The 19,386-nt window shown below is 67.1% G+C and carries 15 protein-coding genes and 1 pseudogene; 4 read left to right on the top strand and 12 right to left on the bottom strand.

The features are described from left to right. Positions 1-15: 15 nt before the first annotated feature. The 6 genes and pseudogenes from Q8814_RS02745 to Q8814_RS02720 form a co-directional block, all read right to left on the bottom strand. The gene (locus tag Q8814_RS02745; RefSeq protein ID WP_330150469.1) at positions 16-3,714 is read right to left on the bottom strand and encodes a nitrate reductase subunit alpha; all 3,699 of its coding nucleotides are present in this window, start codon (positions 3,712-3,714) and stop codon (positions 16-18) included. Further along, positions 3,711-4,907 carry a nitrate/nitrite transporter gene (locus Q8814_RS02740; RefSeq protein ID WP_408015809.1) on the bottom strand — a complete coding sequence of 399 codons (1,197 nt, stop codon included), beginning with the start codon at positions 4,905-4,907 and terminating at the stop codon, positions 3,711-3,713. The genes Q8814_RS02745 and Q8814_RS02740 overlap by 4 nt, the downstream gene beginning before the upstream one ends. 310 nt (positions 4,908-5,217) lie before the next feature. Further along, positions 5,218-7,507 (bottom strand): annotated as a pseudogene (locus tag Q8814_RS02735) (polyribonucleotide nucleotidyltransferase). A gap of 326 nt (positions 7,508-7,833) precedes the next feature. After that, positions 7,834-8,103 (bottom strand): 30S ribosomal protein S15, encoded by a 270-nt coding sequence (gene rpsO, locus Q8814_RS02730; RefSeq protein WP_330150467.1) that lies wholly within the window; start codon positions 8,101-8,103, stop codon positions 7,834-7,836. 169 nt (positions 8,104-8,272) lie between these two features. Beyond that, entirely contained in the window at positions 8,273-9,664 is a 1,392-nt protein-coding gene (locus Q8814_RS02725) for a DUF1298 domain-containing protein (RefSeq protein WP_330150466.1), read from the bottom strand. Positions 9,665-9,750: 86 nt separating this feature from the next. After that, positions 9,751-10,716 (bottom strand): bifunctional riboflavin kinase/FAD synthetase, encoded by a 966-nt coding sequence (locus Q8814_RS02720; RefSeq protein ID WP_330150465.1) that lies wholly within the window; start codon positions 10,714-10,716, stop codon positions 9,751-9,753. A gap of 130 nt (positions 10,717-10,846) precedes the next feature. Between Q8814_RS02720 and Q8814_RS02715 the strand changes: the two genes are divergently transcribed. Genes Q8814_RS02715 through Q8814_RS02700 form a run of 4 tightly spaced genes read left to right on the top strand, consistent with a single transcriptional unit; the run spans position 10,847 to position 14,086 of the window. Beyond that, the gene (locus Q8814_RS02715; protein WP_330150464.1) at positions 10,847-11,725 is read left to right on the top strand and encodes a metal ABC transporter substrate-binding protein; all 879 of its coding nucleotides are present in this window, start codon (positions 10,847-10,849) and stop codon (positions 11,723-11,725) included. Next, positions 11,722-12,504 carry a metal ABC transporter ATP-binding protein gene (locus tag Q8814_RS02710; protein WP_330150463.1) on the top strand — a complete coding sequence of 261 codons (783 nt, stop codon included), beginning with the start codon at positions 11,722-11,724 and terminating at the stop codon, positions 12,502-12,504. Before Q8814_RS02715 ends, Q8814_RS02710 begins: the two co-directional genes overlap by 4 nt. Continuing rightward, the gene (locus Q8814_RS02705) at positions 12,504-13,373 is read left to right on the top strand and encodes a metal ABC transporter permease (RefSeq protein WP_330150462.1); all 870 of its coding nucleotides are present in this window, start codon (positions 12,504-12,506) and stop codon (positions 13,371-13,373) included. Before Q8814_RS02710 ends, Q8814_RS02705 begins: the two co-directional genes overlap by 1 nt. A 20-nt stretch (positions 13,374-13,393) precedes the next feature. After that, positions 13,394-14,086 carry a metal-dependent transcriptional regulator gene (locus tag Q8814_RS02700; protein ID WP_330150461.1) on the top strand — a complete coding sequence of 231 codons (693 nt, stop codon included), beginning with the start codon at positions 13,394-13,396 and terminating at the stop codon, positions 14,084-14,086. A gap of 4 nt (positions 14,087-14,090) precedes the next feature. Here the strand turns inward: Q8814_RS02700 and truB are convergent, their stop codons facing one another. The 6 genes from truB to Q8814_RS02670 all read right to left on the bottom strand — a co-directional run. Beyond that, the gene (truB, locus tag Q8814_RS02695) at positions 14,091-15,002 is read right to left on the bottom strand and encodes a tRNA pseudouridine(55) synthase TruB (protein ID WP_408015808.1); all 912 of its coding nucleotides are present in this window, start codon (positions 15,000-15,002) and stop codon (positions 14,091-14,093) included. Between the two features lie 25 nt (positions 15,003-15,027). Beyond that, the gene (gene npt / locus Q8814_RS02690; protein WP_330150508.1) at positions 15,028-15,690 is read right to left on the bottom strand and encodes a 4'-phosphopantetheinyl transferase Npt; all 663 of its coding nucleotides are present in this window, start codon (positions 15,688-15,690) and stop codon (positions 15,028-15,030) included. 41 nt (positions 15,691-15,731) lie between these two features. Further along, positions 15,732-16,685 carry a metallophosphoesterase family protein gene (locus Q8814_RS02685; protein WP_330150459.1) on the bottom strand — a complete coding sequence of 318 codons (954 nt, stop codon included), beginning with the start codon at positions 16,683-16,685 and terminating at the stop codon, positions 15,732-15,734. 5 nt (positions 16,686-16,690) lie between these two features. Then, a complete protein-coding gene (locus Q8814_RS02680) occupies positions 16,691-18,055 on the bottom strand; it encodes an MATE family efflux transporter (protein WP_330150458.1) in 1,365 nt (454 codons plus the stop codon). A gap of 5 nt (positions 18,056-18,060) precedes the next feature. Beyond that, complete coding sequence (locus Q8814_RS02675; RefSeq protein ID WP_330150457.1) at positions 18,061-19,068, bottom strand: DHH family phosphoesterase; 1,008 nt, start codon at positions 19,066-19,068, stop codon at positions 18,061-18,063. Between the two features lie 7 nt (positions 19,069-19,075). Further along, the coding region (locus tag Q8814_RS02670) for a ribosome-binding factor A (RefSeq protein WP_330150456.1) at positions 19,076-19,386 on the bottom strand (311 nt) is incomplete at its 5' end.

Here is a 19,386-nt window from a genome sequence, read left to right as displayed (position 1 = left end):
GCTCGCTCGTGTACATCAGTACGTCACCTCCTGCGACCGGCGGCGCACCATCGTCACCTCGTCACGTTGATTGCCGGTGGGCCCGAGATAGTTGAAGGCATACGAGTTCTGCGCGTATCCCCCGGCCATGTGGGTCGGCTTGATGAGGATTTTCGTGATCGAGTTGTGGATACCTCCACGCTTGCCCGTGGTTTCGGTGAGCGGCACGTCGATGGTGCGCTCCTGCGCGTGGTAGACGTACACGACGCCTTCGGGCATCCGGTGCGACACGATCGCGCGGCACACCACCACACCGTTCCGGTTGACGGCCTCGACCCAGTCGTTGTCGCGCACCGAGATCTTCGCAGCATCGGCCGGGCTCATCCACATCGTGGGCCCCCCGCGCGAGAGCGAGAGCATGAACAGGTTGTCCTGGTATTCCGAGTGGATCGACCACTTCGAGTGCGGCGTCAGATATCGCACGGTCAACCCGATTCCGTCGGTTTCGCCGATCCCCGGCTCGCCGAACAGACGGGACATGTCGAGCGGGGGACGGTAGGTGGGCAGTTGCTCGCCCACCTCCTCGATCCAGTCGTGGTCGAGGTAGAAGTGCATCCGGCCGGTGAGGGTGTGGAACGGTTTGAGTTCTTCGATATTGACGGTGAACGGGGCGTAGCGCCGCCCCCCGGTCTCGCTGCCGGACCATTCGGGGCTCGTGATCACCGGTACCGGGCGCGCCTGAGTGTCGGCGTAGGTGATACGTCGTTCCTCACTGCCCTCGGCGAGGTGGACGAGACGACGTCCCGTGCGCTTCTCGAGTTCGCGGAAACCTTCGACGGCGAGCCGGCCGTTGGAGGTTCCGGACAGCGCCAGGATCACATCGGCCATCCGCTCCGCCGTCGTGACCGCGGGACGGCCTGATCCCGCACCGGAATCCATCACACCGAACTTGGCCGCGAGTTCGGCAACCTCCTCGGTGGGATGGGTGGTGACACCCTTCGTGGTCACTCCCAGTGTGTCGACGAGCGGGCCGAGAGTGGCCCACTTGTCGGCGATCGCGGCGTAGTCGCGCTCGACCACCGCGAGCGGTCCCATCGTCTTCCCGGGAACGGGTACCTCTCCGGTCTTGCGCCAATCATTCTCGGTGCCACCGGGATAGGCCATGGCAGCGGGAGTGTCGTGCTGCAAGGTGCCCATCACGATGTCGGTGCGGGTGCCCAGATGTGCCCGGGCGAGCGTGCTGAATGCCTTCGCGATCGCACCGAATGCTTCGTAGTCCGACCGTGTTTCCCACGGCGGGTCGATCGCGGGGCTGAACGCGTGGATGTAGGGGTGCATGTCGGTGCTCGACAGGTCGCCCTTTTCGTACCAGGTCGCGGCCGGCAACACGACGTCCGAGAACAGCGTTGTCGACGTCATCCGGAAATCTATCGACATCAGCATGTCGAGCTTGCCTTCCGGAACATCGTCCGGCCACTCGACCTCGTTCGGACGCATCCCCTGGGTGGTCTGTGCGCCCTGGATGTTGGAGTCGGTACCGAGCAGGTGCTGCTGGAAGTATTCGTTGCCCTTGCTCGACGACCCGAGCAGGTTCGAGCGCCATACGCTCAGTACCCGCGGCCAGTTCCGCGCGTTGTCCGGGTCCGTGACGGCAAGCTTCAGTTCACCGGCGGCGAGTTGCTCGGCCACGTAGGCGGGGATTTCCCTGCCTACGGCGCGCGCCTCGTCCGCGACATCGTGGGGATTGCGGTCGAACTGGGGATAGAACGGTGTCCACCCCATTGCGACCGCGGAGGCCATCACATCCATCGTGTGCTTGTCGCGGAACCGTCCCCGCCCCAGCGGGCTCGCCAGCGCGTCGGCGCGGTAACCGTCGTAGCGCCACTGGTCTGTGTGCACGTACCAGTAGGAGGTACCCGCCATCTGGCGCGGCGGCCGGCTCCAGTCCGTTCCCATGGCCATCGCGGCCCACCCCGTGACGGGCCGGCACTTCTCCTGGCCGACATAGTGTGCCCAGCCGCCGCCGTTGCGTCCCATCGATCCGGTGAGCATGAGCATCGCCAGCACCGCGCGGTAGGTGGCGTCACCGTGGAACCACTGGCAGATCCCGGCTCCCATGATGATCATGGATCGGCCACCGGATTCCTCGGCGTTGCGAGCGAACTCCTTCGCGATCCGGATCGCCTGTCCCGCAGAGACTCCCGTGATGGATTCCTGCCACGCCGGGGTGTACGGCGAGGTCGGATCGTCGTAGCCGGTGGGCCACTGCCCCGGCAGGTGCAGATCGGCGCGTTCCACACCGTACTGGGCGAGCATGAGGTCGAACACCGTACACACCAGGTGCTCGCCCACCCGCCGCACCGGTACGCCGCGCTCGATGCTCTCGCCGTGGCCGTCGACGGTGTCGAAGCTCGGCAGGTGCACCGCGGCGGATTCCCCGGCGCCGCCCGCCGGGGTGGCCACCGTCAGTGCCGGTACGAGATCACCCAGGTCGAGGTTCCACTTGCCGATGCCCTCGTCGCCGTACCGGAAACCGAGCGAGCCGTGCGGCACCGCCACGGTGTCGGTGGCGCCGTCGAGCAGCACCGGCTTGAACGCCGAGTTCTCGGTGCTCTGCCCGAGATCGGCTGCTGTGAGGTTCTTTCCGGGGATCAGTTTGCCGTCGCGCTCTTCGAGTTTCACGAGGAACGGCAAATCGGTGTACTGACGGACGTAGTCGACGAAGAACGGCACCCGTTGCTCGACGTAGAACTCCTTGAGCAGTACATGCCCCATCGCCATGGCCAGCGCGCCGTCGGTGCCGGCGGCGCACGGCATCCACTCGTCGGCGAACTTCGTGTTGTCGGCATAGTCGGGGCTGACCGACACCACCTTGGTACCGCGGTATCGGACCTCGGCCATCCAGTGCGCGTCGGGTGTGCGCGTGACCGGGACGTTCGAACCCCACATCATCAGGTAGGACGCATCCCACCAGTCCCCCGACTCGGGTACGTCGGTCTGGTCGCCGAAGACCTGCGGGGACGCCACCGGAAGGTCGGCGTACCAGTCGTAGAACGACGTCATGACGCCACCGACGAGTTCGATGAACCGTGATCCGGCGGCGAACGACACCATCGACATCGCCGGGATGGGTGAGAATCCGGCGACCCGGTCCGGGCCGTACTCCTTGATGGTGTGCACGTGCGCGGCGGCGATCATCTCGGTGGCCTCGGCCCAGCCGACGCGCACCAACCCGCCCTTGCCGCGCGCCCGCTGGTAGCGGCGGCGGCGTTCCGGATCGTTCTGGATGTCCGCCCATGCCAGAACCGGGTCGCCGAGTCGCTGTTTGGCCTCGCGGTACATCTCGACGAGTACCCCGCGTGCATACGGGTAGCGAACGCGGGTCGGCGAATACGTGTACCAGGAGAAGGCCGCCCCGCGAGGGCAGCCTCGGGGCTCGTACTCCGGCCGGTCCGGTCCGACGCTCGGGTAATCCGTTTCCTGCGTCTCCCAGGTGATGATCCCGTCCTTGACGTAGATCTTCCACGAACACGACCCGGTGCAGTTGACTCCGTGGGTCGAGCGCACCACCTTGTCGTGACTCCACCTGTCGCGGTAGAAGATGTCGCCGTCCCGGCCTCCCTGGCGCATGACGCTGCGGGTGTCGGTGGACGTTTCGCCCCGAGTGAAGAACCGACCACTACGGACCAGAAGTTCTTCGAGCGATCCCCCGATAGCCGGTTCCTGGGTGGTCACTTGTTCTCCTCCTGTCGAGGCTGCATCGCCTGAGTCGCTGCGGCATTTACGGGTTCGTGTGTCTTCAGGGCAAAAGCTGTGTAGAGCAACGCCACCACTGCGCACGCAACCAGCAGCAGCAGCCCTACGGTGTAGTCGTTGTCGACCGGGTCGTAGGTCGCGCCCATCACCAAGGGCGGGAAGTATCCGCCCAGACCGCCTGCCGCGGCGACGATCCCGGTGACACTGCCGACCGACTTCGCGGGCGTGCGCCGAGCCACCCAGGCGAACACACCGCCGGTGCCGATGCCGAGGAAGATTGCCATGGTGATGAAGTCGGCCGCCGACCACACATCCGGTGGTGGTTTCTGGGTCGCGACGAGTGCGGTGACCGCGGTCCCCGCGAAGGCGGCGAGCACGACATACTTCGGCGGTATGCGGTCGGACAACGCACCACCGATCGGGCGGGCGACGACCGCGGCGAGCGCGAACCCGGCGGTCCGGGTGCCCGCGTCGACGGCAGAGAAGTCGTAGATCGTCTTGATGTAGGTGGGCAGATAGTTGCTGAACGCGACGAACCCGCCGAAGACGATGGCGTACAGGAACGACATCTCCCACGTCACCCGAAGTTTGCAGGCCGCCAGGAATTTCGGCACGACCGGGTCGGTGTTGGGAACGAACGCGGGAGCGTTCCGCATTGCCACCACGCACACCAGTGCGGTGAGCGCCAGGGCGATCGCGACGATCACGTGCGTCACGATCAGACCGAACCAGTTCACGAAGCGCGGAGTGAAGAACGCGGACAGGGCGGTTCCGACCATGCCCGCGCCGAAGACGCCGGTTGCGAACCCCCGCCTCGAGGCGTCGTACCAGTTGTTGGCGAAGGGAATCCCCACTGCGAAGATGGTGCCCGCGATGCCGAGGAAGAAGCCGAAAACCAGAAGCATCGGGTAGGAGCCGGCGTTACCGGCGAAGCCCACGGCCAGCACCGGCAGGATCGATGCGAGGCTGATCGCGATGAACATGATCCTGCCGCCGTAGCGGTCGGTGAGAGATCCCACCGCGATCCGGCCGAGCGAGCCCACCAGGATCGGGGTCGCGACGAGCATCGACGCCTCGGAACTACTCAGCGACATCTCGCCGGCATATGTAGTGGACAGAGGGCCGATCATGTTCCAGGCCCAGAAGTTGATGGCGGATACCCAGGTAGCCAACGCGAGATTGACTCCCGGCCGTGCACCGATTCCAGCAGTCGCGACCGTGTTCACTCCCCTAGGTAACCACCCCAAGAAGAACCCCCGCGCAACTTTGGAGAAACGCTACAGTCGGGGTCGGATTGTGAGTTGAGGCGGCGGCCCGAAAGACTCCATCCACGCCGATGGTTACCCGCCTAGTAGCCCCGGATCCCCTGCAACCTGCGGAAACGACAGCACCCGCGCATCGCGCCCTTCTCGGAGGAAGAGGCGATGCGCGGGTGCGTCGGCGCCGGAGCGCCGGCCGATACCGGGCTCCGGTACTCGTGGGTCAGGCGTCGCTGGCGTCACCGGCATCGGCGGCTGCATCGGCCGGTGCGGCGGCGGAGTCGTCCTCCACCGGCACCAGGCTGATCTTGCCGCGATTGTCGATGTCGGCGATCTCGACGCGGATCTTCGATCCGACGTTGACGACGTCCTCGACCTTGGCAATACGCTTGCCGTTGCCCAGCTTGCTGATGTGCACCAGGCCGTCGCGGCCGGGGAGCAGGGAGACGAACGCACCGAACGCCGTGGTCTTGACCACGGTGCCGAGGAAACGCTCGCCGACCTTCGGCAGCTGCGGGTTGGCGATGGCGTTGATCTTGTCGATCGCAGCCTGCGCGGACGGGCCGTCCGCCGCACCGACGTAGACGGTGCCGTCATCCTCGATGGAGATGTTCGCGCCGGTCTCCTCGGTGATCGAGTTGATCATCTTACCCTTGGGCCCGATGACCTCGCCGATCTTGTCCACCGGAACCTTGATGGTGGTGATCCGCGGTGCGAACGGGCTCATCTCGTCCGGAGCATCGATGGCCTCGGCCATGACCTCGAGGATCGTGGCGCGCGCGTCGTGTGCCTGCGACAGGGCGCCCGCGAGCACCTGCGACGGGATGCCGTCGAGCTTGGTGTCGAGCTGCAGCGCCGTGACGAAGTCCTTCGTACCGGCAACCTTGAAGTCCATGTCGCCGAATGCGTCCTCGGCGCCGAGGATGTCGGTCAGGGCCACGTAACGGGTTTCGCGGGTGCCGTCTTCGAGCTCGATCTCATCGGAGACCAGGCCCATCGCGATACCGGCGACGGGAGCCTTGAGCGGCACACCGGCGTTGAGAAGCGACAACGTCGACGCACACACCGAACCCATGGACGTCGAGCCGTTGGAGCTCAGCGCCTCGGACACCTGACGGATGGCGTACGGGAACTCCTCCTGGCTCGGCAGCACCGGCATCAAAGCGCGCTCGGCGAGCGCACCGTGACCGATCTCGCGACGCTTCGGGGAGCCGACACGGCCGGTCTCACCGGTGGAGTACGGCGGGAAGTTGTAGTGGTGCATGTAGCGCTTGCTGGTCTCGGGACCGAGCGAGTCGACCTGCTGTGCCATCTTCACCATGTCGAGGGTGGTGACGCCCATGATCTGGGTTTCGCCACGCTCGAACAGCGCCGAGCCGTGCGCGCGCGGCACCACGGCGACCTCGGCCGACAGCGCGCGGATGTCGGTGATCCCGCGGCCGTCGATGCGGAACTGATCGCGCAGGATGCGCTGACGCACCAGCTTCTTGGTCAGCGACCGGAAGGCGGCGCCGATTTCCTTCTCGCGGCCCTCGAAGTTCGGGGCGACCTGCGCGAGGATCTCGACCTTGATCTCATCGGTGCGATCGTCGCGCTCCTGCTTGCCGGCGATCGTGAGGGCCTCGGCCAGCGCGGTGGATGCGGCGGACTCGACGGCGGCGTACACGTCGTCCTGGTAGGGCGGGAACACCGGGAAGTCGCCGGTGGGCTTCGCGGCCGCGGTGGCGAGCTGCTGCTGCGCGATGCACAGGCGGGCGATGAACGGCTTGGCCGCTTCGAGTCCTTCGGCCACGATGACCGCGGTCGGCGCCGTCGATCAGTGCAATGACGTTGTCGGTGGCCTCGGCCTCGACCATCATGATCGCGACGTCGGCAGCGTCCGGGTTGTCGGCACCGGCGACGATGCGGCCCGCGACGACCATGTCGAACACGGCGTTCTCGAGCTGGTCGACGGTCGGGAACGCGACCCACTGGCCGGCCTTGTTCTCGTCCGAGGTGATGAGCGCGACGCGCACACCGCCGACGGGTCCGGAGAACGGCAGACCGGCGATCTGGGTGGACGCGGACGCGGCGTTGATCGCGACGACGTCGTACAGGTCGTTCGGGTTCAGGCTCAGGACCGTCACCACGACCTGGATCTCGTTGCGCAGGCCGTCGACGAACGAGGGGCGCAGCGGCCGGTCGATCAGCCGGCAGGTGAGGATCGCGTCGGTGGAGGGGCGGCCTTCACGACGGAAGAACGAACCGGGGATGCGGCCCGCGGCGTACATGCGCTCTTCGACGTCCACCGTCAGCGGGAAGAAGTCGAAATGTTCCTTCGGCTGCTTCGATGCGCTGGTGGCGGAAAGCAGCATGGTCTCGTCGTCCAGATAGGCGACGACGGCGCCGGCGGCCTGCTGAGCGAGGCGACCGGTCTCGAATCGGATCGTGCGGGTGCCGAACGCACCGTTGTCGAGCGTCGCGACGGTCTCGTAGACACCTTCGTCGATCTCGACTGCGGAATTGCTGGTCATCTTTATGGTTTCTCTTCCCTCTTCGTCTTCGCCGTACCCGCGCGGGCTCCGCGGCCCCCTTGGCCACGGTTGCGCACCGACTCGCGGAGGCGGTCGTCGATCGAAACCCTCCGGCAGGGCGTCGTTCGGAGACGACATCGCGCCTGAACCGGAAGGTCACTACCGAGGACCGACACCGTCGGTGCATACGGTCACCGCCGTCGGCGGTATGGTGCGCCGGCTATTGCGGCGCAAACACCGATAGCCAACGAGGCCCAGTGTAGTGGGTGCCCCGTTGGCTACCGGAAAAGATCAGCGGATGCAGATCGTGTCGCGTTTCGGCTGCGTCAGCGACGCAGGCCCAGACGCTGGATGAGCGAGCGGTAACGCTCGACGTCGAGCTTCTCGACGTACTTGAGCAGCCGGCGACGACGACCGACCAGCAGCAGCAGGCCGCGGCGGGAGTGGTGATCGTGCTTGTGCTGCTTGAGGTGCTCGGTCAGATCGACGATGCGCTTGGTGAGCATGGCCACCTGCGCCTCGGGGGAACCGGTATCGGTCTCGTGGAGGCCGTACTCGCCGAGGATCTGCTTCTTCTGTTCGGTGGTCAATGCCACTGGATACTCCTGAACAACTGACGTCCGCGCGACAGAAAGCGGACCGGGTCCGCCGGTGCGGCCACCGCGAACCGCAGCGCACACCAGCGGATGAGATTACCAGATGTTCACCCGGTGACTCACCGCCGGTCGCTTGTCCCCCGCATTTTCGATGCCGCGACCCGTTGCTCTACCCCACGATGGTGTTCGCCCCGTCCCAGCATTCACGCAGCAGTTCGACGTAGCGGTCGACTCTGGCCGCCCCGTCCGACTCCCCTGCGTGCAGACGGCCCATCACCGTCACAGCGAACGCATCGCCGGCGCGGATGAAAGTGTGCAGAAACTCGGTTCCCGGCGCGAGAGACGGCACACCGGCAGTGAATCGGAACGAGCCCCACGGCAGCGACCACTGCACATCCGCCCCGCAGTTGACGCTGCTCACCACCGTTTTGACACTCGGCACGGTTCCCGCGCGGAGCACGTCGTCGACCATGTCCAACTCGCGTCGATGCCACGGGTACGCTTCCCTGCCGTTGCGGACGAGTCCGCCGATCGCGGTAGGCGATGAGGCCCGCGCTCGTTCGCCGGCCAGGGCCTGCTCGATCGCGGTCATGCGCTCCTCCATATCCGGGACACCCAGATGAAGATCCACCAGCGCTCTGGCAAGCCTGTTGACACCGAGGGCTCCCGCATCCTCGCCGAGGGCCACAGGCACGGCCGCCTTCGAGGTGAGGGCAGGATACGGCTCGTCGCGCTCGTGGTAATACCGCTCCAACGCGAACGACACGGCGGTCAGTCCGAGCACGGTGACGGTCCGAGGCCGTCCGCGCGCCCGACCGAGATCAGGGTGGATGACCCGGATGTGCCGGTCGGGAATCGGATTCCGGCCCTGTCCGGCAATGCCCGGAAGTGCGCCGGGGCTCTGCGCCATGGATCGGAGGGCACGACGCGTAGCCACCAGTCCGATCGCTGCGGGGATCGATCGTGCCGACGCCCGGACGAGTCCGTATGCGGCAGCCGCGACGGGATGCGGACGGATTGCGGGCGGCGGAAGCCCCTCGATGACGAGCGGCCGCGCGTCCGGCGCGAACAGCGTGTCGAACAACGTCCGCAGAGACGCGCCCACCAGCATCGCGTGGCTGGCCTGAACCACAACGACGGTCATAGCGCCGGGAGTGCCGACGGGAGCGGGAACCCCCGGAAAAACGTGGATTCGCCATGGATGCTGCCGGGAATCGAGGCCGCACGCACTGCGCTGCGCCATCTGGTCGAGCCAGTGGTCGAAGCTGCGCGAGGGCTCGTCGTATACGGCGACCACGTCGTCGACAGACATGTCGGTCCGAACCCAGTACGGGTAATCCAGGCCGGCAGGTGCATCGACGACACGGCGCGCAAGCGTGCTCAGGAGCTTCAGACGGCCGTCGAAGTACTCGCGAATCTCCTCGTGACCGGGGCTTCGTCCCTGATCCTCGGCGAACGCGACGAACGACCACGAGTCGGTCGAAAGGCCCCGGGTCGATCCGTGGTAGTTGCCGGCATCGGCCCACGAGAGGCGCGCCTGTCGCCAATCACGAAACAACATGATCCCGATTGTGGTCGACGGCACGGGGATATGCGGCCCACACTCGAAGATTCATCCGAACGGACTACGGACTGCATGCCCGTGACCTACACGTCGCGGACCAGGAGGTCGCGCGCTCGATCCGCGTCGCGGTGCATCGCCGAGATCAGCGCTTCGACCGAATCGAACTTCTCCATCCCTCGGAGCCGGTGCACGAAATCGACCGCGACGTGCTGTCCGTACAGGTCGGCTTCCTCGTCGAGCACAAAAGCTTCGACGGTGCGCGCGCGACCGGAGAACGTCGGGTTCGTCCCCACCGACACCGCCGCCCGATAGCGGTCACCGACGGAGAGCCCCTCCATCGGCGCCCCCGAACCGAGCACCGTGAACCACGCTGCGTACACGCCGTCCGCGGGAATCGCCGCATACATCGGTGGCGCCACGTTGGCGGTGGGAAAACCGAGCCCCCGGCCGCGGCCGTCGCCGTGCACCACGACACCCTCGACACGATGCGGGCGGCCGAGAGCATCGGCGGCGGCCTCGACATCCCCGGCATCCACGCACGAGCGGATGTACGTCGAGGAGAAGGTCACGGCATGCTCCGCGAGGAGAGTGAGGCCCTCGACCGCGAAACCGAAGCGTTCGCCGATCGACCGCAGCATCTCGACGTTGCCGGCGGCCTTCTTACCGAAGGTGAAGTTTTCCCCCACCACGACCTCGGCGACGTGCAGTCGCTCGACGAGGATCTCGTGCGCATACCGCTCGGGCGAGAGTTTCATGAATTCGGGAGTGAAGGGCATGACACAGAAGACGTCCACCCCGAGTTCTTCTGCCAATTCGGCACGCCGCGCCAGGGTGGTCAGCTGGGCCGGGTGGCTCCCCGGCCGCACGACCTCCATGGGATGGGGATCGAACGTCATCAGCACGCTCGCGATGCCCCGTTCCTTCGCGGACTTCACCGCGCGTGCGATCAGTTGCTGGTGGCCGCGGTGCACACCGTCGAACACGCCGATCGTCAGTACACAACGTCCCCAGTCCGCAGGTATCTCGTCCAGACCTCGCCATCGCTGCACATCCGGCAGCCTACGGCTCCGGCGCCGACCGGTCATCCCGACCCGTCTCCAGGGGGTCGCGTGGACAAGTCCGCCGAGCCGGCGGCATAATTTCGGGGTGCCGAACTTTTTCGTTGGATGGGTCAAAATAATGGTGGCAGCCACCGCTGCCGCCGCACTCGCCGCATGCTCCACGTCGAGTACCCAGGAGGACGACGAACCACTCGTCCTGACCACGTTCACCGTGCTCGCCGACATGGCGCGCAACGTCGCCGGCGACCACGTGCGCGTCCAGTCGATCACCAAGCCCGGCGCCGAAGTACACGGCTACGAACCCACCCCCGGCGACCTGCGGGCCGCGTCGTCGGCCGACCTCGTTCTCGACAACGGCCTCGGTCTCGAACGATGGTTCGAACAATTCCTCGCCGACACCGATGCCGCGCACGTCGTGCTCAGCGAAGGAATCGAACCGTTGCCGATCACCGGCGACGCCTACGCCGGACAGGCCAATCCGCACGCGTGGATGTCGCCGATCAGCGCCCAGATCTACGTCGACAACATCGCCGCCGCGCTGAGCGACCTGGTGCCGGAGCATGCCGAGGACTTCGCAGCCAACGCCGCCGCGTACAAGTCCGAACTGCAGGCCATCCACGACGAACTCGTCACAGCTCTGGCCACCCTCCCGGAGAATCATCGGGCCCTCGTGACCTGCGAAGGCGCATTCGCCTACCTGGCCCGCGACGCGGCCCTGCGCGAGGCATACCTGTGGCCGGTCAACTCCGATCAGCAGGGCACCCCGCAACAGGTCGCCGGCACAGTGGATTTCGTGCGCAACAACCGCGTGCCCGCGGTGTTCTGCGAATCGACCGTCTCCGATCGCGCCCAACGCCAGGTCGCCCAGGACACCGGCGCGCGTTTCGGCGGCATCCTGTACGTCGACTCGCTCTCCGAACCCGACGGGCCGGTCCCGACCTATCTCGACCTCCTGCGCCACGACGCCGCAACCATCATCGAGGGACTGAACTCATGAGCATCCCCACGTCGAACGCCGCCCTGCGAGTCACGAATGTCACCGTCCGGTACGGCAGCGTCACGGCCCTCGAGGGCGTCACCTTGAACCTCGAACCGGGACGGGTGTGCGGTCTCGTCGGAACCAACGGGTCCGGCAAATCCACGCTTCTCAAGACCGTGATGGGGATGGTCCGACCCGTTGTCGGCGCTGTGTCCATCGGTGGCGCCGACCCGGCAGCCGCCCGCCGCGCGGGCGCCGTGGCCTACGTGCCGCAGACCGAGAACGTCGACTGGGAATTCCCCATCAGCGTCCGCGAGGTCGTGATGACGGGTCGCTACGGTCATCAGGGCTGGATGCGGCGGCCCCGTGCCGCCGATCATGCGGCAGTGGAATCCGCGCTCGATCGCGTGAAGATGAGCGAGTTCGCCGAGCGTCAGATCGGGCAGCTGTCGGGGGGCCAGCGCAAGCGGGTGTTCGTCGCCCGCGCGATTGCGCAGGGCGCGTCGCTGCTCCTGCTCGACGAACCGTTCGCCGGGGTCGACAAGACCACCGAAGCGGCGTTGACCGTGGTCATCCGCAGCCTTGCCGCAGCCGGACACACCGTCCTCGTGGCCACCCACGACCTGGCGGGACTGACCTTCCTGTGCGACGAGGCCGTCCTCCTGCACCGCCGCGTACTCGTGCACGGCCCCCCGGAGGACATTCTCCGGCCCGAAAACCTCGCCCTGGCATTCGGCGTGAATCCCCATGAGGCCGATGTTCTCGACGGTGACGTGCATCAGCGGCAGGTGTCGTGATGCTCGATCTGCTCCTCGAGCCCTTGCAGTACGGATTCATGCAGCGCGCACTCGTTGTCGCGGTCGCCGCGACCCTGGTGTGCGCACTGCTGAGCTGCTGGCTCGTCCTGATCGGATGGTCGCTGATGGGCGACGCCGTATCGCACGCGGTGCTCCCAGGCGTCGTTCTCGCCTACCTCGTCGGCGCCCCCTTCGCACTGGGCGCGTTGCTGTTCGCCGGCATCGCGGTGGCCCTGATCGGCCTGGTCCGCGAGACCAGCAGAGTCAAGGAGGACGCCGCCATCGGCGTGGTGTTCACGACGCTCTTCGCTCTCGGAGTCGTCCTGATCTCGAAGAACCCCAGTCAGGTGGATCTACATCACGTGTTGTTCGGCAACCTGCTGGGACTGTCCACCTCCGACCTGTGGCAGGTGTCCGCCCTCGCCGCCGTGGTCTTCGTCGTCCTCGTCGTCAAACGTCGCGACCTCACCCTGTTCGCCTTCGATCGGGTGCAGGCCCACGCCCTGGGTATCTCCCCCGCCCGGTTGTCGGCGCTCCTGCTCGCATTGCTCGCCGTCACCATCGTGAGCGCGATCCAGGCGGTCGGAGTGATCCTCGTGGTCGCGATGCTCATCATTCCCGGCGCCACCGCCTATCTGCTCACCGACCGCATGTCGCGGATGCTGGTCATCGCGCCGGTGGTGGCTGTCGTGAGTTCGGTGGTCGGCGTCTATACGAGCTACTACACCGACGCCGCCACCGGTGGCGTCGTCATTCTCGCGCAGGCAGCCGTCTTCGCCGTCGCGTATCTCTTCGCGCCGCGACACGGAGTCGTGACCACGGCGCTGCGGCGCAGGGCGCAAAACCCGGGGAACGTGATTCCTCAGTGATCCTTACCTAAGCTGGACGCGTGCCTGACAGGAGCGAGACCCCCACGGCGACCGAGGCGTTGTCCTCCGTCGCCCAGGATTATCTGAAGATCATCTGGACCGTCCAGGAATGGTCCGGCGAGAAGATCTCCACCAAGCTCCTGGCCGAGAAGCTCGGCGTATCGGCATCGACGGTATCCGAGGCGGTGCGCCGGCTCGCCGACCAAGGCTTCGTCGATCACGCGCGCTACGGATCGATCTCCCTCACCGAGACCGGCCGCGCCGCCGCCGTGGCCATGGTTCGCCGGCATCGGCTGATCGAAACCTTTCTGGTCAGCGAACTCGGATACAGCTGGGACGAAGTCCACGACGAAGCCGAAGTGCTCGAACACGCGGTGTCGGAGCGGATGGTTACCGCCATCGACGCGAAACTCGGCTATCCGGAACGCGATCCGCACGGAGATCCCATCCCGTCCCAGGACGGTTCGATCCCTTCACCTCCGGCGCGCGCACTGAGCGGATTCGACGCGGGGCAGCACGGCCGCGTCGCGCGGATCTCCGACGCAGACCCCGCAATGCTGCGGTACTTCGACGAGGTCGGGATCGCATTGGACACCGAGATCGCGGTCGTCGAACGCCGCGACTTCGCGGGCACTGTCGCGGTGCGTATCGACGGCGCGGGCAACACCGTCGACCTCGGCCACCTCGCCGCGGACGCGATCTGGCTGGTCTAGCCGATCACATGTTCGCGGGACGCACCACGAACACCGACGACGCACGCTGGCCTTTTTCCTGCAGCAGGGCCGCCGCACGCCCGCGGGAGTCGATCGCGGCGTACACACCCGAGATACCCACCGGGTCGAGCCAGCGGCCGTTGGCGAGAATCACGGCTTCGTCGTCGGTGACGGAACGGCACTCGAATGCCGCCCGGATCGCGGCGTCGATGCCGAGACTCGGCGAGGGATCATCGGCGAGCTGCGCGAGCGTGCGCGCATGCTCGAGCCCGAACGGTCCTACCTGGGTGCGGCGCAGTGCCGTGAGATGCCCCCCGACCCCGAGCGCCGCACCGAGGTCGCGGGCGAGTGCACGGATGTAGGTGCCCGACGAGCAGTCGACCACGACGTCCAGGTCGACGAACCCTTCGTCGGGTACATCACGACGGCCGAGCACCGCGAACCGCGAGACCGTCACCGGGCGCGCAGGAAGTTCGACCGTCTCGCCCTCACGCATCCGCGCGTATGCCCGTTTGCCGTCGATCTTGATGGCGCTCACACTCGCGGGAATTTGTTCGATGTCCCCGGTCAGCGCCTGCACCTCGACGGCGATCTGCTCGTCGGTCACGTGCGAGGCGTCAACGGTGTCGACGACCTCGCCCTCCGCGTCGTCGGTCACCGTCGTCCGTCCGAGCCGGATGGTCGCCGTGTACGACTTCGTGGTGAGCGCAAGCAACCCGAGGATCTTCGTCGCACGTTCGACCCCGAGTACCAGCACCCCGGTCGCCATCGGATCGAGAGTGCCTGCGTGGCCGATCTTCCGGGTGCCCAGCAGCTTCCGGCATCGGGCAACGACGTCGTGGCTGGTCATGCCCGCATCCTTGTCGACGATGAGCAGGCCGGCGCGAGCCAGGGCGGGATTCTCGGAGGCAGACACGTGGGCCGATTCTGCCATCAGCCCCTCAGCGGACCGTGATTGCGGTGAGCACCAGACCGTCGGCGACGAGCCAGCGTCCGTCGAACCCGGCCAGCGGGGGGCCGTCCAGGGTGTCGCCGGGCACCAGAAGCCGGGAGTGGAACGAACCGGACACCGCGTCGAAACTGTCGCGCTCGAAGGTTATGTGCGCGTCCTCGAAGCCCAGCCAGCGATGGGTGAGGGGGAACCATGCCTTGTAGGTTGCTTCCTTCGCACAGAACAACAGTCGGTCCCAGTGCACGCCGGCCCCGGCGGTTCCCGCGAGCCAATCCCGCTCGGGCTCCAGACTCACCGCGTCGAGCACACCGTCGGGCAGCCTGTCGTGCGGCTCGGCGTCGATACCGAGTGAACGCACCTGCAACGCGTATCCGAGCACGGCACCGCGATAGCCGTCGCAGTGGGTGAGGCTGCCCACCACGCCACGCGGCCAGACCGGAGCGCCGCGCTCGCCCTTCAGCACCGGGGCGGGGTCGACGCCGAGCCGGCGCATGGCCTCGCGGGCGCAGTGCCGGGCTCCCACGAACTCCCGGCGGCGTTTCTCGACGGCCCGCGCGATGAGCGGTTCCTCCTGCGGGTGCGGCCGCAGGCCGGGGGGATCGGTGAACATCTCGGCGGCCGCGACGCCGTCCGGCACGATCCGGGAGATCAGTCCCTCACGTGTATCGGCCGGTTCGTGGATCGTCGGTCCCGTCACCGCAACTCCCTGTCTCTCAGAGCACTGTCCCGCTGTGCCCGCATCTTTTCTGCTTCGGCTTCCATCTCGGGTGTCACCGTGAAATGACCGCCCCACTTGTTGAGCGTGCCCGGCGGGTAGTCCGGCACGGGCAGGATCTGCCGCAGAATCCGATCCGGAAGCCCGCGACGCTGCCATTCGCGCGGATAGCCCACCGACACCTCTTCGAACCGGACGCCGTCGTAGTACGTGGTGCGGGGAATGTGCAGATGCCCGTACACGCTGCACAGGGCCCGGTAGCGCAGATGCCAATCTGCGGTGTCGGTGGTGCCGCACCACAGGGCGAACTCCGGATAGAACAGCATCCGGGTGGGTTCCCGCACGAGCGGGAAATGGTTGATCAGCACCGTGGGCAGCGCCGGGTCGAGAGCATCGAGACGCGCACGGGTCTGTTCGACGCGCACCCGGCACCACGTGTCGCGGGTGATGTACGGGTCGGGGGCGAGCAGGAACTCGTCGGTCGCGACGACGTTGCGTTCCCGGGCGAGCGCCAGCCCTTCGGCCTTGGTGGTCGTGCCGTCGGGCAGGAACGAGTAGTCGTACAACAGGAACATGGGGACGAGCACCACCGGACCGTCCTCACTTTCCCAGATCGGATACGGGTCCTCGGGCGTCAGCACGTCCAGTTCGCGGCACATCGTCACGAGGTAGTCGTACCGGGCGACGCCGTGCATCTGAACGGGATCCTTCGCGGTGGTCCACAGTTCATGGTTGCCGGGCACCCAGATCACCTTGGCGAACCGGCTGCGCAGCAACTTCAGGGCCCACCGGATGTCGTCGGTCTTCTCCGACACGTCACCGGCGACGATCAGCCAGTCCTCCGGGGACTCGGGGAACAGGTCCTCGGTGACGGGCCGGTTGCCCCGGTGCGCCACGTGGATGTCACTGATCGCCCACAGTTTTGCTGCCACCTACGCTAACCTCCCGTTTCGTCGTGCACGCGCACCTGCCGGTCCGCGCCTGTCACCGCCCAGCGCCCCGAGAGGGTTCGCCACACGACGGCGATCATCCGGAGCACGATAAACACCGTAAGCCCCGTCCAGATACCGCCGAGACCCCAGTCGAACGCGAGCGACAACCAGATGAACGGCAGGAACCCGACGAGCGCGGCGGTCAGGGTGGCGTTCCGCAGGAATGCGGCGTCGCCCGCGCCGAGCAGCACTCCGTCGAGCGCGAAGACCACCCCGGCGAACGGCATGATCGCGATGAAGAACCACCACGCGATGTCGATCTGGTCGAGCACCGCCGTGTCGTCGGTGAACAGTGCCGGGATCACGCTACGCCCGAGCAGGAACAGCCCCGCGAGAACACCACCGAACAGCGCCGACCAGGCGGTGATGCGCCACGCGAGGCGGTTCGCGCCCCGGCGCTCGCCGGCACCGAGCGCAGCGCCGACGAGGGCCTGCGCCGCGATCGCGAGGGAATCGAGGGTCAATGTGACGAAGTTCCACAGCTGAAGCACCACCTGATGCCCGGCCACTGCCGCGGCACCGAAGCGGGCGGCGACTGCGGCGGCCGATAGAAAGCAGGCCTGGAAGGCGAGACTTCGGGCGATCAGGTCGCGACCGAGCTGCAGTTGGGCGAGGATCACGCGGCGGCGCGGTCGCAGGGGGACGCCGGCGCGCAGCAGTGCCACGACAAACAGCGTTGCCGCGACGAGCTGCCCGGCGACGTTGGCGACGGCGGACCCGGCGAGTTCCCAGCGCGGTGCCCCCCACAAACCGTGGACGAGCAGCGGGCACAGCAGCGCGGACAACGCCAGCCCGGTGACGACGTACCGCAGTGGCCGGATGGTGTCCTGCACCCCGCGCATCCATCCGTTGCCCGCGAGCGCGACGAGGATGAGCGGTGCACCGAACAGCGCGATTCGCAGCCACGACACGGCAGCGGCCGCGATCTCGGCGTCGCCTGCGATCACCCCCGCGACCGGCACCGCGAGAAGCTGGCCGATCACCAGGATGAGCGTGCCGACGCCGACCGCGAGCCACGTGGCCTGCACACCTTCTTGAATCGCATCATCGTGCCGGTCCGCGCCGTGCAGACGCGCCGCCCGCGCCGTGGTGCCGTACGACAGGAACGTGAGCTGGGTGCTCACCTGCGCCAGAACGAGTCCGCCGATCGCGAGACCCGCGAGGGCGAGTGCACCCAACCGGCCGACGACGGCGATGTCGAAGAGCAGATACAGCGGTTCGGCGGCGAGGACCCCGAGAGCGGGAAGCGCCAGTCCGAGGATCCGCCGGCCGGATACAGCGGGTGCACCGGAGGTGTCGGACGACTGCATCCTCGTCACCCGAGGGTGCTGCGCAGTGCGGCCACGATCTCGTCGGGCTCGCCGTGCGCGGTGTAACCGGATGCGAATCGGTGCCCGCCACCACCGAGGGCTGTGGCGACGAGCGACACGTCGATCTCGGTCTTCGACCGCAGCGACACCGTCCAGGACTTCGGAGCGACCTCCTTGAAGACGGCCGCGACCTCGGCCTCGGCGGTGGTGCGGACGATGTCGATGATGCTCTCGATCTCTTCGGAGCCGAGGTGCGCAGAATCGGCGTGCCGCACGGTCGCGTACACCAGTCCCTTGCCGGCAGCAGCGTCGGGCACCAGGGTCGCCGATGCCAGGACCGCGGACAGCATCGGCAACCAGCCGAAGGGATGGGTGTCGAGCAGTCCCCGGGTGATGGCGGCACCGTCGATGCCGGTGGAGAGCAGCCGTTCGGCGAGCAGGTGGGTGACGGGTCGCACCCACCGGAACGATCCGGTGTCGGTGACCAGCCCGGCGTAGAGGCAGTGCGCCAGTTCCGCGTCGAGCTCGACACCCCACAGTTCGAACAACTCGGCCAGTACCACGGCCGTCGCTTCCGCCTCGATATCGATGAGGTTGTCGGTGCCGAACCGGGTGTTGGAGCGGTGGTGATCGATAACGAGGATGCGCGCGGCGCCGGCGAGCCGATCACGCAACCGGCCGAGACGGCCCGCAGTTCCGCAATCCACGGTGACGAGCAGATCCACCTCGCGGCGTACCGATTCGGCATCGGCGATCAGATGCTGTCCCGGCAGCGACCGCATCGAGGCCGGGACCGCGTCCGGTGCACCGAACGCGACCTGCACGGAAACGCCGCGTCGCTCGAGCGCGAGCCCGAGTGCCAGCCCGCTGCCGAGGGTGTCGGCGTCGGGCTGGACGTGGCACAACACGGTCGCCGAGTTGGCGGCCTCGAGCAACGCCACCGCTTCCTGCAGACCGACGGACGCGCCGACGACCGGTGCCGCCGGGGCAACCGGTGGACGAAGTTCCGGCATCGTGTCGCTACTCGTCGTCGCCGTCGTTGGAATCCCGCTCGCGCGGTTCCTTGTACGGATCGGGATCACCGGCGGGTACCGCGCCTTCGCGGGCCCGGGCCAGCTCGTCGTCCGCGGCGCGCGCACGCGCGAGGAGTTCCTCCATGTGGCGGGCGGTATCCGGAACGGTATCCGTGGCGAAGGTCAATGTCGGGGTGAACCGGACACCGGTTCCCGCACCGACCTTCGAGCGGAGCACGCCCTTGGCCTTCTCGAGTCCCGCAGCCGCGGACTCGAGGTCCGGCGCGGTGTCGAGATCGACGCCGCGCACGGTGTAGT

The sequence above is a fragment of the Rhodococcus chondri genome (assembly GCF_036327435.1).
Taxonomy (GTDB): domain Bacteria; phylum Actinomycetota; class Actinomycetes; order Mycobacteriales; family Mycobacteriaceae; genus Rhodococcus; species Rhodococcus chondri.
Note: the sequence above shows the minus strand (reverse complement) of the source record. Positions and strands in the feature narration are given on the sequence as shown.

What these genes read in the sequence shown, in the direction of transcription:
- Q8814_RS02725 (WP_330150466.1), bottom strand. Translation starts at nt 9,664, where the DNA reads ATGTTGTTTCGTGATTGGCGACAGGCGCGCCTCTCGTGGGCCGATGCC.
- Q8814_RS02715 (WP_330150464.1), top strand. Translation starts at nt 10,847, where the DNA reads ATGGTGGCAGCCACCGCTGCCGCCGCACTCGCCGCATGCTCCACGTCG.
- Q8814_RS02710 (WP_330150463.1), top strand. Translation starts at nt 11,722, where the DNA reads ATGAGCATCCCCACGTCGAACGCCGCCCTGCGAGTCACGAATGTCACC.
- Q8814_RS02705 (WP_330150462.1), top strand. Translation starts at nt 12,504, where the DNA reads ATGCTCGATCTGCTCCTCGAGCCCTTGCAGTACGGATTCATGCAGCGC.
- Q8814_RS02680 (WP_330150458.1), bottom strand. Translation starts at nt 18,055, where the DNA reads ATGCAGTCGTCCGACACCTCCGGTGCACCCGCTGTATCCGGCCGGCGG.
- Q8814_RS02675 (WP_330150457.1), bottom strand. Translation starts at nt 19,068, where the DNA reads ATGCCGGAACTTCGTCCACCGGTTGCCCCGGCGGCACCGGTCGTCGGC.